We start from the raw sequence: 14,788 nt of genomic DNA, 5'->3' as shown, positions 1-14,788 counted from the left end.
TCGTGAACCAAGGCGCGATTGCTTCGCGCTCCGGTCAGAAGCTTTCCAACACGATCTTGCCCCGGGCCTTGCCGCTCTCGATGACGGCGTGCGCACGCCGGAGGTTCTCGGCATTGATTGCACCGAAGTGCTCGCCCAGGGTAGTCCGCAGCACGCCCTTGTCGACCAGGCTGGAGACGCGTTCGAGCAGATGATGTTGCTTGATCATGTCGTCGGTCTGGTACAGCGAGCGGGTGAACATGAGCTCCCAGTGCAGCGACAGTGACTTGCGCTTGAGGGGCACGACATCCAGCTGCGCCGGATCGTCGATCAGCGCCAGCTTGCCTTGAGGGCGAAGCACTTCTACCAACTGGTCCAGGTAGGTATCGGTGTGCGTCAGGCTGATCACATAGTCCACGCACTCGAGTTCATGCGCTGCAAGCTGAGCGGCGATCGGCCGGGTGTGGTCGATGACATGATCCGCACCCAGTTCCTCGATCCACTTTTGGCTTTCAGCCCTGGAGGCGGTACCGATCACCGTCAATTGCGTAAGCTTGCTGGCAAGCTGGATCAGGATGGAGCCCACCCCGCCGGCAGCGCCGACCACCAGCAGGCTTTGCCCTTGGCCAGCCTGCTCTGCGATGCCCAGGCGGTCGAACAGCAACTCCCAGGCGGTGATGGAGGTCAACGGCAACGCCGCAGCATCAGCGTTATTCAGACTACGGGGCTTGTGCCCGACGATACGCTCGTCAACTACATGCAGCTCGCTGTAGCTGCCCGGGCGGTCGATGGCACCGGCGTAGAACACTTCGTCGCCGGGCCGGAACAACGTCACTTCAGGGCCTACCTCGCGCACAACCCCGACAGCGTCCCAGCCGAGCACCTGTGGCTGTTGGCCGCCACGGCTTGCCCGTATTTTCGTGTCGACCGGGTTTACCGCAATGGCCTTGACCTCGACCAGCAGATCCCTGGCACCCGCCTGGGGCGCGGGCAATTCTGTGTCGTAGAGCGACTGTGGGTCCTGAATGGGCAAACCGGGTTGGGTATAGACGACGGCTTTCATGGGTTGTATCCAGAGGCTGGGAAAGTGGGTGCAGGCTAAGCATTTCAAGTGATTGGAAAAACAGCCTGCATGAAGCAAGACTTTCTCTGCAGGCGTGAAAATGCATTGAGGGCCTCGCGACCCGGCCCCGGTTTGCGCTTGCCCTGATGGGGCTGTGAAGTGATCAGACATTCACCTCAATGAATAGATAATGTGCAAATTCTGGAAAATCAGAATAAACAATCGAAAATCTTTTCAGCGGTGGCGTTTTTAGGCAGCACATTCCCCGGCGGGCGCATCATCATATTGACCAGCATCTGGCCTTACACGGGCCGCTTGCCTGCGGGGTGAACCTCACCCCAATCGAACCTCCCAAAAGGAACGCCATCGTGCACCACGTCAAATATGACCTGTCCGAAGCCCAGACCAGCCTTGAGTACATCCTCGAACAAGTCATCTATGGCACGGTGGTTGTCATCGTGCGCAATGGTATTGAAATTGCCCGGGTTACCGCGGTAGAAGGTTTGAGCCAGCGTGCTACGCGGCCCATGGCCACCCCGTATGAGCTGTAGCAACGCTGCAGGGGGCGCCACCCACCGGCTGAACAGGCACAGCGCTGCTGCACGCCTCGTCATAATATGCACCGCCCCCTGAATTTACCGCGTAAAGTGACCATTGACGTCCAGCCCTACGCTGGCGCAGCGGGGCGAGCACTGGCGCGCGTACATCGATTAGCGGCTATTGTAGGAGGGCGGTAAGCGAACCGCCTTCGCTGCGTATGGAGGCTGGACGCGTTCCTGCACACTACAAAGGGAACCCTATGCAGCAGCTACCTACGGACGAAACGATCCGTGCAGTCTTGAATCGAACCCATGCACGCCTTCACCGACAACATGAGCTGGTTGTCGAGTTTGGCGTGGTGTCGTTGCAGGTCACAGGACTCGACCTGCTGCTGACGCGCGCCTGTGAAGTGGTTGCCGAGGGCATGAATACGCGCTACGCCAAGGTGCTCCAGCCTGAATTGGACGGCGACGGTTTCGTCCTGTCCCATGGGGTTGGCTGGGATGCTGCAGACATCGGCAGGGCTACCGTGGGTGCAGATGAAGCCAGCCCGGCAGGGTATGCGCTGGCCACCTACAGGCCGGTACTGTCGAACCATCTGGGCATGGAAAATAGGTTCCGCACCCCTGAGCTGCTGAAAAAATACGGTATCGAGCGCGCGATCAATGTACCGATTCGCGGTGTACTCGGCCCATTCGGCGTGCTTGAGGCCGACAGCAGCAACGGTGAGGATTTCGTGGAAAGCGACCTGGTGTTCCTGGAAGGGATCGCTACCGTCATTTCACTGGCTGCCGAACGGATTGCCGCAGGGGTCGAGGCGCCTCACCCCGACCCCTATTCCGAGACGATCCTCAATGCCAGCCCTGACTGGGTGGAGATCATGTCTGCCGACGGGCACATCGAATTCATGAACGAAGCTGGCCTGACCTTCATGAACGCCAGCGCTGCCGAAGTCACAGGCCAGGGCTGGCATGAGCTGTGGCCAGAGGAATCGAGGTCGATTGTGTGGGAGGCGCTGGGTAAAGTCGGCGCTGGCGAGACCATTCGGTTCGAAGCGTATTGCCCGTTATCGGCTACTGAGCCGAGATGGTGGGATGTGACGGTGGCGCCGATCATGGGCGTGAATGGCCAGGTTGAGCGAGTGATCGCCGTTTCGCGCGACATCACCGCACGGCATCAGTACGAGGCCCAACTGCTGTCCCTGATCGAGGCGCAGAACACCAGGCAAGACCGCAGCGACCTCTATCTGGAGGAGATTCATCATCGGGTCAAGAACAGTTTGCACCTGGTGAACACACTGCTGCTGCTGCAGGCAAACCTGGCAGCCGACGCGGCGGTCAAGCTGCAGCTTGAAACCGCGGCTGGCCGGGTAGTCACCATTGCCAGTGTTCACGAGCGGCTGTACCAGACCGCTGAAGACCAAGACGTGCATGCTGAAGAATATCTGAATGCATTGCTCGGCGATTTGGGCAAGGCCTTGGCAGACCGCAAGATCGTTCTGGAGGCAGATGATTTCGTGCTGCCGCCTGAACGTATGGCGCCCCTGGGCCTGGTCATCTCCGAGCTGATCACCAACGCGCTCAAGTACGGCAAAGGCACCATTGAGGTGCTGGTCAAGCATGCAGGCGACCATGCATTGCTCACCGTTCGCGATGAAGGCGATGGCTTCCCGGACAACTACCCCAAGCCGACGGGCACCGGCCTGGGTATGCGCCTGGTCAAAAGCTATTCCGGGTATGGTAGCGCCGCGGTGACCATCGACCGCCAGGCCAGCAAGAGCTGTATTCATGTCCGCTTCAAGCTCTAGCCTTGCCGGCTTTGGCAGCCTGCCTTATCGGCTGGGCAAGGCGTCCAGGGCCGGCGACCAGACGCCATGGCCACAACGTTTGCAGCAGCGCGTATCTTCAGCCTCATGGTAGGTCGCAAAGCCGCAGCCCCCGCAGCTATATAGCCCGGCCGCAGGCGGCGAGCTGTATTCGGGCCGGTGTTCGGCGGGCAGTACTGACAAGCCCGGGCGGGTGACCTCGGCAGGGTACAGGTACTGGCTGAGGTCGCCATCGGTCTCCAGCAGCGTTCGACCGCAGGTAACCTCGCAATGCTCCGTGCGCAGCGGCCTGCGGCAATCGCTAAGCGGGCTGATTACCTTTATTCGCTGGCCGGCAGTTTCGCCCATTGGCGGTAGGCCGCTTTCAGGCTGGCAGGCAAGCAGGGCGGATCACCCTCGATTTTACTGTGTGCCGGGTGGCTGCCCTTCCATTCCATCAGCCACGCGATCAGCGCTGGGCGCGTACCGGGGCAGGGGCCAACCTGCTGCTCGAGGGCATCGGCGATGGGGCCGAGGGTTTCGATGTAGTGGTCGAGTTTGGCGAGTGTGTCGTCCATGCTAGTGAACCTCTATCGATTGCGCAGCAGCGGCGCTACTGCCATCAGCGTATCTAGCATGGCACGGTCAGGGCTTGCAGTCTTCCATTGGCAGGCTCGCCTTTCTCCAGGGCCAGCAGAGCCGGCATGTCGAGTGTTTCCACCAGGCTGCCGCGCAGGTTGACGATACCTTGCCTGACGGGTGAGGGCGTTGCGATGGGGTCAGGTTGTGCCTGGCGTCCGGCAACCGGTTGATCTGCGTCAAATACCCGCGTTGGGATGAATGCCGTTGTCGTGAGCGCGTCAGTTGACTAACGTCAAGTCTGCCGAGCATGGCCCCGCACCATCCTGGCGGCGGTGGACTTGTCCAGGCCAGAGGATCAGATCGAGGGTTTCAATGACCAGATCATCAGCGAGGCGCTGAAACTGGCCTTGCAGTGCAATGCGCAAATCGAGTTGCTCTATGCCTACGACCTGGGCTCGATGTACCTGGACGCCGACGGTAGTCGGGAACACGCCTTCCTGTTCGACTCCAACTTGGCGCACACACTTCATGAAGCCCAGAGCGATGCCTTCCAGGCGCTGGCCGAGCGTAACGGCATAGCGGTCGAGCACCGTCATATGCGCATCGGTGACCCGGCCAAGGCGCTGGCCCTGTTCATGGACAACCATGACACCGACGTGCTGGTGATGGGCAGTTATCACCACCGTGGTATCGGCTGGTTCATTGGCAGTACGGCCGAACGGGTACTGCATCGCTTGTCGTCCAGTGTGCTGGTGATCTCGCCTGAGCGTTCTCAAGGTTGACTTGGCAGTTGTGATGGGCTGCACGACAGCACCTGCGGTGCGTTGGCACAGGCACTGTTCGCGACCGTCAATGGAGGCTGCCTGCCAGCAATGCCATAATGTCGACGTCGGTGTTTCCCTTACGTGGCATTTTTCGAGGCGTTGTGCATGAACGATTTCACCCCTTGGACGGCGCTGGCAGGCGGCGCCTTGATTGGCCTGGCTGCTGCGCTGTTTGCCGTGGCCAATGGGCGTATCGCGGGTATCAGCGGCCTGCTCGGGTCGTTGCTGCAACGTGGCGGGGAGGGGCGTGGCGAGAAAGCGTCATTCCTGCTCGGCATCCTCGCCGCGCCGTTGCTGTGGCAACTGTTTACGGCCCTGCCGTCTGCGCACTTTACGGTTTCGCCCGGGTGGCTGGTGGTCGCCGGGCTGCTGGTCGGCCTCGGCACCCGTTACGCTGCAGGCTGCACCAGCGGCCATGGTGTGTGTGGCCTTTCCCGATTGTCGCCGCGCTCGGCAGTAGCAACGCTGAGTTTCATGGTGGCCGGGTTTGCCACCGTCTATATCCTTCGTCATGTGCTGGCAGGTAACTGACATGCAGCGGCTCAGTGGTTTTCTGGCTGGCGTGTTGTTTGGCCTGGGGTTGTTGCTATCCGGCATGGCAAACCCCGCGAAAGTGCTCGGGTTTCTCGACCTGGCCGGGCGCTGGGATGCCTCGCTGGCGCTGGTCATGGTTGGCGCCATCGGCATCGCTTTGCTGCCCATGACCTGGGCGCGGCGGCACAGCGTGGCGTTGCTGGGTGGCCGGATGCAGTTGCCGACGCGGCGCGACATCGACCGGCGGCTGGTGGGCGGCAGCCTCATGTTTGGGGTCGGTTGGGGGATCGCTGGCATCTGCCCGGGCCCGGCACTGGTGCTGCTGGTAGGCGGTTACTGGCAAGCCTGGCTGTTCGTGGCGGCCATGCTCGTGGGCATGCTGGTATTCAGCGCCGTGGAAGCGTCACGCCGCTGAATTGACAGGCGCGCCCACGCGCCTGCGCCGACTAGTTTGCGGGCACGAGGATCACGAAGTTCTTTTTCATGTCCTCCAGCACAGTCCACTTGCCTTTGGCGCCGGGCTCGATGATGAACGTGTCGCCAGCGGCGAGGGTGACCGGCGCACAGCCGTCGAGCTCGATCACGCAGCGCCCGCTTAACACATGGCAGAATTCCCAGACTTTGTAGTCGATACGCCACGCTCCGGTACTGGCCTCCCATTCGCCGGAAATACGACCCTGCTGTTCATCGTGGTAGTACTTGGACGTCAGCGTGTGCGGGTCGCCTTCCACCACCTCTTCGAAGAAGGGCAGGTCGCGCACCGGTTGGATATCCATCTCGCGGAACACGGTCAGTTTCTGGGTCATGGTTATTTCTCGAGCGGGTTGGGGGTTAGGGCGATACATCAAATAGGCTTCGCCGGTGACGGCGAGCATCGGGTGCGGCACGATCTGGCAGGTTTTCACGATCTTGAAGCCATGGCGTTCGTAGAAGCGCCGTGCACCGTGGTTTTCCGCGTAGTCGATCAGGCACAGGCCCTGCAAGCCGAGGTCCTCGGCGCGTTGCTGGGCGTGGCGAAGGAACTGCACGCCCAGGCCCTGGCTGCGCCAGGCCTCATCCAGGGCCAGGCTGGAGATGTACAGGGTGTCGGGTATTTCCATGTCGGCGTAAGGCGCGAGTACCGGATCTGTCTCGACCTGCCGGTCAGGGGCCGCATGCAGTGCATAGCTGTGCATCATGCCGATGACGCGACCTTCGCAGGTGGCCATCAGGCAGTTCTTGTATGAAAAATCGCCCTGTTCCCTGGCATAGCGAGCCGCACCCACACTCAGCAATGCTTCTCCCGGCGCGGCCAGCTTGCTCCATATGTAATCGGCCATGCCTTCTGATGTCAGTTGAAAGAAGCGCGCGATATCCGGCGCGTCCGAGGCCTCGGCAGGTCTGAAGTGGGTAAGCATGTCCAGGGCTTCCATGGGATCGGGTGGCGGGGTGGCGGGTTTACACCGTTGACCGGGGGAGGGTAGGTGCTTTGCAGGGCGGGCATGATGCTCCAGGCGAACACTGTCGGCACAATGCGCGACGGTATGAACATGCACTTGGGTGCATCCGCTGGTCAGGACCTTGGCCAACACCCATTTTTCGGCCCGGATGCTCGAGTCCCAGGCGCGTGTCATCAGGCGGGAAAAGCAGGATTATTCACTGCTCGCGAGCGCCAGGTTTGGAAACGGCCGGCGCCGGAACCTGCAGCTTGTCGATGATCTGCCTGGCCAGCGCATGATAGAGCGAGACGGGCGATACCCAGCCAGAGATGGCGGCGGCCATCAGTGTCGCTGCCAGCATGGGAATGGCCAGGTCCGGGCTGTGCGTCAGTTCAAGCACGATGACCGAGGCAGTGAGTGGTGAGCGCGTGACACCCGCCAGGTAGGCACCCATGCCGAGCAGTGCGCATGCTTGCGGGTCGACACTGGGGATCAAACCCAACACGGGCGCAAATGCCGCACCTATGCTGAGCGAGGGCGAAAACAGACCGCCAGGGATACCGGAGAGGTAGGAAACGACATTGGCCAAGAACTTCCACAGCAGAAAGCTTGAGTCCGTGATGGGCTGGCCTTCAAGCAAAGCGCGTGTTTCTTCGTACCCAGTGCCAAATACATGATTGCCAGACACGAGCCCCAAAGTGGCCAGCAACAGCCCACAGAACGCAGCGAAACGCACGGGATAACGCCCGCGTGCCGCACATAGGCGGCCTAGCAATCCCTTGTCGGTTGGCAGCACAAGCTTGGCGTAAAAGCCACCCAGCAGCCCACCCAGCACTGCACAAGCCGGTACGACGCTCCAGCCCCAGCCCGTCGGCACACGACCGCTGATTTCGCCAAAATAGGCGTAATGCCCCATCAAGCCGAGGGTGACGGCGCCGCCGATCAGTACCGCAGTGAGCACCAGCCCGCTAAATCGTTGCTCGAACGTGCGGCTCAATTCCTCGATGGCAAACACAATGCCCGCCAATGGGGTATTGAAGGCCGCTGCGATACCTGCTGCGCCGCCGGCGAGCACCAGGCCTGCGATTGTTCGCCGGCCATGCAGGCCCAGGCGCCGGCCAAAGGTATAGAGCACAGCCGCGCCGATATGCACGGTGGGGCCTTCGCGGCCAACCGAGCCTCCGACCAGCAGCGCGCCCAAAGTCAGGCTCATGCGTGCGGCAGCCACAGGGAGCGAGAGTAATCGGGCTCGCAGCCGTCGAGAGGGTATTTCCAGGGCAGCGATGACTTGGGGAATACCACTGCCTTTGGCATTCTCAAACCAGCGTTGCGTCAGATAGGCCAGCAGGGCAAAACCCACTGGGGTTATCAGCAGGGGAGCCCAGGGTGCCCGGACCACCAAACGCTTGAACGAGGCGAAGGCCTCGTCGGCCAGCCAAGCGAAAGCCAGCGCAACCAGCCCTACCAGCAGCGCCCCGATCCAGAACGCCAGCCGCTGACGCCATTCTCGCCAGCGTGAATGACGAAAGAGGGTAGGGACTGGACGACTCGGTTCGGACATTGGCCACACACGGCTGAGTTGTAAAGCCGTGAGTATGGCGTGTTTTCGCAGGCTGGCCTACTCGAATACGGCGCAGGGATCGGATGTGCTGTATGGATAGCCTTGCGCTTTTCGTCGTTCAGCATCCCCTGTCGAGCCAAGGCGTTTCTCGCAAGCCAGCTTCTGTCGTCGCGCTCACTTGCTCGCAAGATTCGCCCGAGCCCACTGCTCTGCGGTGGTTACTGGAATCCCCTGCTGTTCGTTGAAGGTTCCCGCTTTTGGCCAAGCCACCCCTCTGCCTTGAGCGAATACAGCACGGTACTTTTTGATGTGATGAGTAGGGTCTTTTCTCAATTCGTCCATCAGGTGCGGGACAGTCCACACGCTGGTTTTGAAAGGACGACCCAGCGCGTGCTCGAGGATGTGTGCGACTTGCCCATACGAAACCGTGTCGCCTGCAAGATAGACAATCTCGTTGCGCAAGCGAGGTTCGAAGAAGACGATTTCCGCCGTGAGAGCGCCGATGTCGTCTGGGGGTCCAGCTATGTCGCACCATCAGAGCGCGACCTCACCGTCGATATCTTCGTCCAGGTTTACGGAGTGGTTTGCGTTGGCGAGCATGGTTTGCCCCAAGTTTTCCGGCAGGGTGGTGAGGTTGCGTCCGCTTCGGATATCAGCCTCCAGCAAACCCAGGAACGCACCGATGGCAGGGTCTTCATGGGTGGTGTCTACGCAGCTGAATCGGCGCTCTCTCATATAACAATCCACAACTTATTGATTTAGCGGGGGCTTGTGGGAGCGGGCATGTCGAGGCGTCGAACCGCCGCGAATACCGGCGTAGCCGGTGCCAGCCACCGCGTTGGATTAGTCGCGGCGGTTCAACGCCTCGACACGCCCGCTCCCATACAGCCCGCGAGGCGCTTACGAATTGGGATCTCTGCGCGACAGCGCAACCCGTAGGGCTGTGTGATCGCCAAGGTAGTGAGAACTGTGCAAGCGATGTGTCGAGTCTTGTAGTGAAGCTCAGCCATTAACCGGATTCGTCGCCCCTAAAGACTGTCCGGATCCCCAAAAAACATCTGTATCCGTGACCGCAGCCAGCGCTCCGCCGGGTCGTTATCCTGCGCGCCACGCCAGGCCATGTGCAGCTCGAAACTACGTACCGGTATCGGCAAGTCCTCCGCCCGCAACCCGCCGGCAGCCGTCAGCGCATCGGCGGTGTAGTCCGGTACCGTCGCCACGATATCGGTCCCCGCCAGCAAGCTGCCCAACCCGTTGAATTGCGGTACCGCCAGCACGACATGGCGCTTGCGACCCAGCTCGTCAAGCGCCTCGTCGATAAAGCCAGACAAGTCCCCGGCAAACGACACCAATGCATGTGGCCGCGCGCAGAAGTCGTCCAGGGTGATGCTGCCAGGCACGCTGTCGGCGCGCAGCAGTTTCGGCGCGCTGCGGCGCAGCACCTTGCGCTTGGCGTTGGCGGGCAGTTCGCTGGTGTAGCTGACGCCCACCGAGATTTCCCCTGAGGCCAGCAGGGTCGGCATCAGCAGGTAGTTCACCCGGCGCACCACCAGCACGATGCCAGGGGCCTCGGCGCGAATGCGCTTGAGCAGTTGCGGCAGCAGGGCGAATTCGGCGTCGTCCGACAGGCCGATGCGGAATACGGCATTGCTGGTGGCAGGGTCGAATTCGGCTGCGCGGCTCACCGCGGTGGAAATCGAATCCAGCGCGGGCGATAACAGCGCGAAGATTTCGTGGGCCCGCGCCGAGGGTTCCATGCTGCGGCCTGTGCGTACGAATAGCGGGTCGTCGAACAGGTTGCGCAGGCGCGACAAGGCCGCGCTGATGGCCGGCTGGCCCAGGAACAGTTTTTCCGCCGCACGGGTCACGCTGCGCTCGTGCATCAGCGTTTCGAACACAATCAGCAAGTTGAGGTCTACACGACGCAGGTCGTTTCGATTCATCGGTGCGCTTCGCCTGAAGGGGGGCAGGGGTGAATCTTAAGGCCAAAGGCTGTTACCCTGCACGGGTTTACGGGAGCCAATTGCAGGGAATGTCAGGTGCCCAATCGATGACAGGCATGTCGACTATTAATGACCACTGGTGGTCTAACTGCAAAAGCCCGGATAGAGTCAGTGGTAATTAGAGGTTCACAAAGGCGAGGTTTGCGATGTCCCGCATGATCCGTTTCCACAAGTTCGGCGCTGCCGATGTGCTCCGTTGCGAGGAGCAGGCCGAACCGTCTCCCGCTGTCGACGAAGTGCAAATTCGCGTCGAGGCGGTTGGCGTCAGCTGGTATGACGTGCTCTGGCGGCAGAACCTGGCGCCCTCGCAGGCACGCCTGCCGGCCGGTATCGGCCATGAGATGGCCGGTGTGGTGACGGCGGTTGGTGAAGGGATCGAAGACATTGCCGTGGGTGACCGCGTTGCCAGTTTTCCCGCTACCAGCGCCAATGACCACCCGGTATACGGGGATGTCATCGTGCTGCCACGGACCGCGATCACACGCTATCCGCAGGTGCTCACCCCGATCGAGGCCAGCGTGCACTATACGCCGCTGCTGATTGCCTATTTCGCCTACGTGGACCTGGCACGGGCCAAGGCCGGGCAGACTGCGCTTGTTACCGACGCCAGCCACTGTGCCGGCCCCGCTTTCGTGCAGTTGGGCAAGGCGCTGGGGCTTAAAGTGTTCGCCGCCACCAAGGATGCCGAGCAGCGTGACTACCTGCTGGGCCTGGGCGCCGACAAGGTAATCGTCACCGAAGAGCAGGACCTGCTGATGCAGGTCGGCAAGTACACCGATGGGCGCGGCGTGGACATGGTTCTGGACGGCATGGGCGGGCCGCAGATGTCGTTGCTGGGCGATGTGCTGGCACCGCGGGGCAGCCTGGTACTGTATGGCCTTCAAGGCGGCAACCAGACGCCGTTCCCAGCCTGCGCGGCCTTCCAGAAGAACATCCAGTTCTACGTGCACTGCATCGGTAACTTCACTGGCAAGCCGGAACTGGGTATCAGCCAGGACCAGGTGGCGCTGCAGCGTGCCTTGCGTGATATCAACCAGTTCACCGCCGACCAGTTGCTGACCCCGCAGATCATCAAGGTGTACCCGTTCGAGCAGGTGGTGGAGGCGCATCGCTACATGGACCAGTGCCCTTGCGGTGGGCGCGTGGTGTTGGATATGGCGCAGCATTGATCACTGCAGTTCACCGTGAACCCGGGCCAGCCCCGGGTTTTTTGTGCGCGGAATAAAGTAACGTCATCGTTAAAGTGGGAATATTCCTACAATAAAAGACGAAGCGGACTACATATAATTCATTAATTAAATGCCAATGGAAACATGCCGCCAATCATTTGCGGTTGCATGTGCGTGGTTAGAGGGTCAAGGTGAATTTAGCGCTTTGCTGAATGGTTTTTTTACCGTGATCTGTATCTTCAATTCGCTTCGCATCACTCGATAATGGCGCAATGATACTTTGTGCAAGGAGTAAGGGATGCGTACGGCTAGGCCTGAATCAGAGCATTGCAGGGGTGAATTCTTCTCCATGGCCTGGCGACAGTGAAGGCTCACGTCACTTTATTCATTTGTAGGAAGTTTCTTCTGTAAAAGCCTGGCGCAGTGTAAGCCTGAACAACTTGCTTGGGCGTGCGCCGGCGACTTGAAGTGGTGAGGTGATCCGTGACTGCTATTCACGACCAGGCAATGCATTATATCTACCAGCAAGTGCTCGAACGCTTGCTCGCCCATATGTCACAGGCGCAACGGGCCTCCTTGCAGTTGTTGATACAACGTTTATTGGTAGCCGCAGGCGGGCCTGAATATATCGGCACCTTTCGCCTGCAGGTATTGCAAGGCAGTGACCGCCAGGGTGCTCGGCTGCTGGCGATGTTGCGTGCTGCGCAACTGAGCATCGCCATGCGTGCACCGGTTACTTTTCAACTGCGCGTGCTGGTGGTGAGCTTGCCGGTGGCCGGCAGCCCTACGCTGCAAGGGCTCGATCAAGGCTTCAGTGCGCTGTTCATGCAGGATGACCCGCGGGTGCAACTGCAAATGATCGAGGGGCGCGAAGTGGTGCCGTTCAGTTGCCGCCCCCGTGTGGCGTCCGAGCGCTGGTTGCCGACCAGGGAAGCGCTGCTGATGTTTGGCCACCTGATCGATGCCAGGCCAGAAGCGTTGCTGGGTAGCCGCCTGCACCTGGAACTGGCGGCGGCCGTAAGCTTCGCGCTGCAGGCTCAGGCGCCCGCCGACGCAATGGTCACCGCCTTGCCCGCAGGGCAGCGCCGCCGCTACCTGGCGTGGGCGCTGCGTAGCCAGCGCTTGGCGGGGCAACGTGGCCCTTACCTGGCGCACCATTGCCTGTCGACGCTGGCCGAGGGCCTGGCGCGCTTGCAAGGGGCCACGGGGCTGGCGCCCGGCAACCCGGCGGATCAGCCTGCGGGGACCGCGCTCAAGGGGGGGCCGGTGCGGCTGATAGCCATTGATGACCTGCTGCCGCCGTTGCTGGGCGGGCAGCAGTTGGATGCCATGCTGGGCTGGCACTTCGCGGCGGCCGAGACGGCCTGCTCGCCGTTGGCCGCGTTCGTCGACCCATTGGCCTTGGCCCAGTTGCAGGAACTGCGGGCCCGCAGCCTGGAGCCTCAAGCCACCCGGCCGCCCTTGAGGCTGGCGGGGGCGCCGGGCGACAGCAAGCCTGCCGACGAACCTGTGCTGCAGTTTGGCAAGGCCTATGGCCTCAGCCAGGCCCAACTGGAATGCCTGCTGTGCAAACCGTTCGCCAGGCAGGGCAAGAACCTCGAGCGTTTTCTGCGCGCTCGCCATGCCGACATGCTGGTGGCGCTGCCTTACCTGCACCGGGCCATGCAAGGCAAACCTTGCCCCGCGGCGGTCAAAGCCTGGCTGGTGAACACCAGTGGGCTATCACTGGCGCAACTGCGGGCAGTCTACGGCGGTAAGATGCCGCTACCTGCGTGGCGCCTGCTCAGTGCGTTGGCGCGCCGCGACGCGCACTTGCGGCTGTTGCCGCGCCACGCCGCTGAACGGCGGCACAGCCCCATGAGGCAACCTTGATGGCGCGAACAGCGGCCGGCGAGTTCGCTTATAGGCGGGTCTACCGCTACCTGGAAGCGTTGATTGGTCAGGCGACGGCTGGTGGTCCGAACCGGCTGCCGTCCTTGCGTGAGCTGTCGCGGCGGCTGCGGGTATCGCTGGCAACGGTGCAGAGCGCCTACAGCCTGCTGGAGGAGGAGGGTCGCGTGCACTGCCTGCCACGCTCGGGCTATTTCGTTCGCCTGGCTGACCTGCAGCAAGGTGGTATGCCCCGGCAGGCGCCCCAGCTCGCACAACCGTTGCTGGAGCGCGCCTTGTTCACCCACGAGCGGCGCCTGGCCCGCCAGCGCGAGCGCGGCGCTGGCCCTTGGGAAGTGCAGGGCAGTGCGCGCCTGCGCGACGCGCTGGCGGAGCGTTACACCCGTTGCTCGCGCCAGTACTGGCGGGCCGATGACGTTCAGTTGGCCCCGGATGTTCCGGCGTTGCTGGAAACGCTGCTTGCAGCGCTGGCCCTGCAAAGGGGCACCACGGTGCTGGTACAGTCGCCCTGTTGCGGGCACGTGCTGCGTGCTTTGGCGCGCGCTGGCATGCGGGTGTTGGAGGTGCCACCCGATCCACGTGGCAACCCGGACCTGCAGGCCGTGGCCAGGCTGTTGGGCTGCGAGCCGGTCCGCCTGCTGGTGATGCCGTCCTGCCTTGGCCTGCCGCAAGGGCGGCTGGTCTCCCTGCATTACCAGCAGCAGCTTGGCCTGCTGTTGAGCCAGCACAGCGTATGGCTGCTGGAGAACGACCTGGACAGCGAGCTTTGCTACAGTGGCCCACCCGTGACCCGCCTGCGCGATTGGGTCGATCCGCGCAGGTTGATGATTATGGGGGCGTTCGAGGCTGCAGTAGGGCCCGAAGCGCCGTATGCCTACGTACTGAGCCTGGATACCGCCCTGGCCAAGGCGTTCTGCGAGCGGGCGTTCCGCCTTGCGCCGCTGCGGCTGCTGGCGCTGGCCCACCTGTTGGCCAAGGGTGATATCGAAGCGCAACTGGTGGCGTTGCGCAGCAACCTGCAGCAGCGCACGCAAAACCTCGCCTGCGCGCTGACCGCGCAGTTTGCCCAGCGGGTGGTGCTGGAGCCCCCGCAAGGCGGGCGCATGCTGTGGGTGCGCTTCGAGCAGCCGCTGGCCTGGGATGCCATTGCCAAGGCCTTGGCAGGTTGCGCATTGCATGCATTGCCGGGGGAACAGTTCAGCTTGCACGGCCGCTACCGGCAGCACCTGGCGCTGATGTGGCTGGGCGACTGCCCAGGCGACCTGCAACAAGCCGTGCAGCGCCTGGCCCAGGCCCTGGAACTTCGCCGCAGGCGGGTGCGGCGGTTCCCCGCTGAATCATAGGGCACTGCATGCCCAAGGGCGCGATCGCGGCGGTTCTTGCAGGGGCGAGCTGACCCACGGCTCTTGCCAGGCCCCTGG

13 protein-coding genes and 4 pseudogenes are annotated in these 14,788 nt (G+C 62.1%); 9 read left to right on the top strand and 8 right to left on the bottom strand.

Going from position 1 to position 14,788, the window contains the following annotated elements:
• Positions 1–34: 34 nt before the first annotated feature.
• Complete coding sequence (locus tag B3361_RS18685; protein WP_054903854.1) at positions 35–1,042, bottom strand: zinc-binding alcohol dehydrogenase family protein; 1,008 nt, start codon at positions 1,040–1,042, stop codon at positions 35–37.
• A 192-nt stretch (positions 1,043–1,234) separates the two neighbouring features.
• On the opposite strand from B3361_RS18685, the gene B3361_RS18680 reads away from it, so the two are divergent.
• From B3361_RS18680 to B3361_RS18670, 3 genes are all read left to right on the top strand, one after another.
• Entirely contained in the window at positions 1,235–1,372 is a 138-nt protein-coding gene (locus B3361_RS18680) for a hypothetical protein (RefSeq protein ID WP_154211174.1), read from the top strand.
• 38 nt (positions 1,373–1,410) lie between these two features.
• On the top strand, positions 1,411–1,593 hold the full coding sequence (locus B3361_RS18675) for a hypothetical protein (RefSeq protein WP_009685512.1): 183 nt from the start codon (positions 1,411–1,413) through the stop codon (positions 1,591–1,593).
• 248 nt (positions 1,594–1,841) lie between these two features.
• Positions 1,842–3,389, top strand: coding sequence for a sensor histidine kinase (locus B3361_RS18670; protein ID WP_054903855.1), 1,548 nt, complete (start codon positions 1,842–1,844; stop codon positions 3,387–3,389).
• 338 nt (positions 3,390–3,727) lie between these two features.
• Here B3361_RS18670 and B3361_RS18665 read toward each other — a convergent pair whose 3' ends face one another.
• A complete protein-coding gene (locus B3361_RS18665; protein ID WP_054903856.1) occupies positions 3,728–3,964 on the bottom strand; it encodes a hypothetical protein in 237 nt (78 codons plus the stop codon).
• 309 nt (positions 3,965–4,273) lie between these two features.
• Between B3361_RS18665 and B3361_RS18660 the strand changes: the two are divergent.
• From B3361_RS18660 to B3361_RS18650, 3 genes and pseudogenes are all read left to right on the top strand, one after another.
• Positions 4,274–4,750 (top strand): annotated as a pseudogene (locus tag B3361_RS18660) (universal stress protein); the annotation flags it as partial.
• Between the two features lie 147 nt (positions 4,751–4,897).
• On the top strand, positions 4,898–5,323 hold the full coding sequence (locus tag B3361_RS18655) for a YeeE/YedE family protein (RefSeq protein ID WP_054903857.1): 426 nt from the start codon (positions 4,898–4,900) through the stop codon (positions 5,321–5,323).
• Between the two features lies 1 nt (position 5,324).
• Positions 5,325–5,741, top strand: coding sequence for a DUF6691 family protein (locus tag B3361_RS18650; RefSeq protein ID WP_009685506.1), 417 nt, complete (start codon positions 5,325–5,327; stop codon positions 5,739–5,741).
• Between the two features lie 31 nt (positions 5,742–5,772).
• Here B3361_RS18650 and B3361_RS18645 read toward each other — a convergent pair whose 3' ends face one another.
• The 6 genes and pseudogenes from B3361_RS18645 to B3361_RS18620 form a co-directional block, all read right to left on the bottom strand.
• On the bottom strand, positions 5,773–6,132 hold the full coding sequence (locus B3361_RS18645; RefSeq protein WP_054903858.1) for a cupin domain-containing protein: 360 nt from the start codon (positions 6,130–6,132) through the stop codon (positions 5,773–5,775).
• 27 nt (positions 6,133–6,159) lie between these two features.
• Positions 6,160–6,738 (bottom strand): annotated as a pseudogene (locus B3361_RS18640) (GNAT family N-acetyltransferase); the annotation flags it as partial.
• Positions 6,739–6,961: 223 nt separating this feature from the next.
• Complete coding sequence (locus B3361_RS18635) at positions 6,962–8,305, bottom strand: chloride channel protein (RefSeq protein ID WP_225624672.1); 1,344 nt, start codon at positions 8,303–8,305, stop codon at positions 6,962–6,964.
• Between the two features lie 174 nt (positions 8,306–8,479).
• Positions 8,480–8,818, bottom strand: a pseudogene (locus tag B3361_RS18630) (aromatic alcohol reductase); the annotation flags it as partial.
• Positions 8,819–8,839: 21 nt separating this feature from the next.
• Positions 8,840–9,022, bottom strand: a pseudogene (locus B3361_RS18625) (AbrB family transcriptional regulator); the annotation flags it as partial.
• Positions 9,023–9,333: 311 nt separating this feature from the next.
• Entirely contained in the window at positions 9,334–10,248 is a 915-nt protein-coding gene (locus B3361_RS18620) for a LysR family transcriptional regulator (RefSeq protein ID WP_029884809.1), read from the bottom strand.
• A gap of 206 nt (positions 10,249–10,454) precedes the next feature.
• On the opposite strand from B3361_RS18620, the gene B3361_RS18615 reads away from it, so the two are divergent.
• From B3361_RS18615 to B3361_RS18605, 3 genes are all read left to right on the top strand, one after another.
• Positions 10,455–11,477, top strand: a complete 1,023-nt coding sequence (locus tag B3361_RS18615) for a zinc-dependent alcohol dehydrogenase family protein (RefSeq protein WP_054904294.1) — start codon at positions 10,455–10,457, stop codon at positions 11,475–11,477.
• A gap of 483 nt (positions 11,478–11,960) precedes the next feature.
• Positions 11,961–13,349 carry a hypothetical protein gene (locus B3361_RS18610; RefSeq protein WP_054904293.1) on the top strand — a complete coding sequence of 463 codons (1,389 nt, stop codon included), beginning with the start codon at positions 11,961–11,963 and terminating at the stop codon, positions 13,347–13,349.
• The gene (locus B3361_RS18605) at positions 13,349–14,710 is read left to right on the top strand and encodes an aminotransferase class I/II-fold pyridoxal phosphate-dependent enzyme (protein ID WP_054904292.1); all 1,362 of its coding nucleotides are present in this window, start codon (positions 13,349–13,351) and stop codon (positions 14,708–14,710) included. Before B3361_RS18610 ends, B3361_RS18605 begins: the two co-directional genes overlap by 1 nt.
• Positions 14,711–14,788: the final 78 nt, after the last annotated feature.

It is taken from the genome of Pseudomonas sp. UBA6699, assembly GCF_002454615.1.
Lineage (GTDB): Bacteria > Pseudomonadota > Gammaproteobacteria > Pseudomonadales > Pseudomonadaceae > Aquipseudomonas > Aquipseudomonas juntendi.
Note: the sequence above shows the minus strand (reverse complement) of the source record. Positions and strands in the feature narration are given on the sequence as shown.

Bases quoted from the DNA above. Each gene is read 5' to 3' on its own strand.
- B3361_RS18685 (WP_054903854.1), bottom strand. From the start codon at position 1,042: ATGAAAGCCGTCGTCTATACCCAACCCGGTTTGCCCATTCAGGACCCA.
- B3361_RS18670 (WP_054903855.1), top strand. From the start codon at position 1,842: ATGCAGCAGCTACCTACGGACGAAACGATCCGTGCAGTCTTGAATCGA.
- B3361_RS18665 (WP_054903856.1), bottom strand. From the start codon at position 3,964: ATGGACGACACACTCGCCAAACTCGACCACTACATCGAAACCCTCGGC.
- B3361_RS18655 (WP_054903857.1), top strand. From the start codon at position 4,898: ATGAACGATTTCACCCCTTGGACGGCGCTGGCAGGCGGCGCCTTGATT.
- B3361_RS18650 (WP_009685506.1), top strand. From the start codon at position 5,325: ATGCAGCGGCTCAGTGGTTTTCTGGCTGGCGTGTTGTTTGGCCTGGGG.
- B3361_RS18645 (WP_054903858.1), bottom strand. From the start codon at position 6,132: ATGACCCAGAAACTGACCGTGTTCCGCGAGATGGATATCCAACCGGTG.
- B3361_RS18635 (WP_225624672.1), bottom strand. From the start codon at position 8,305: ATGTCCGAACCGAGTCGTCCAGTCCCTACCCTCTTTCGTCATTCACGC.
- B3361_RS18620 (WP_029884809.1), bottom strand. From the start codon at position 10,248: ATGAATCGAAACGACCTGCGTCGTGTAGACCTCAACTTGCTGATTGTG.
- B3361_RS18615 (WP_054904294.1), top strand. From the start codon at position 10,455: ATGTCCCGCATGATCCGTTTCCACAAGTTCGGCGCTGCCGATGTGCTC.
- B3361_RS18605 (WP_054904292.1), top strand. From the start codon at position 13,349: ATGGCGCGAACAGCGGCCGGCGAGTTCGCTTATAGGCGGGTCTACCGC.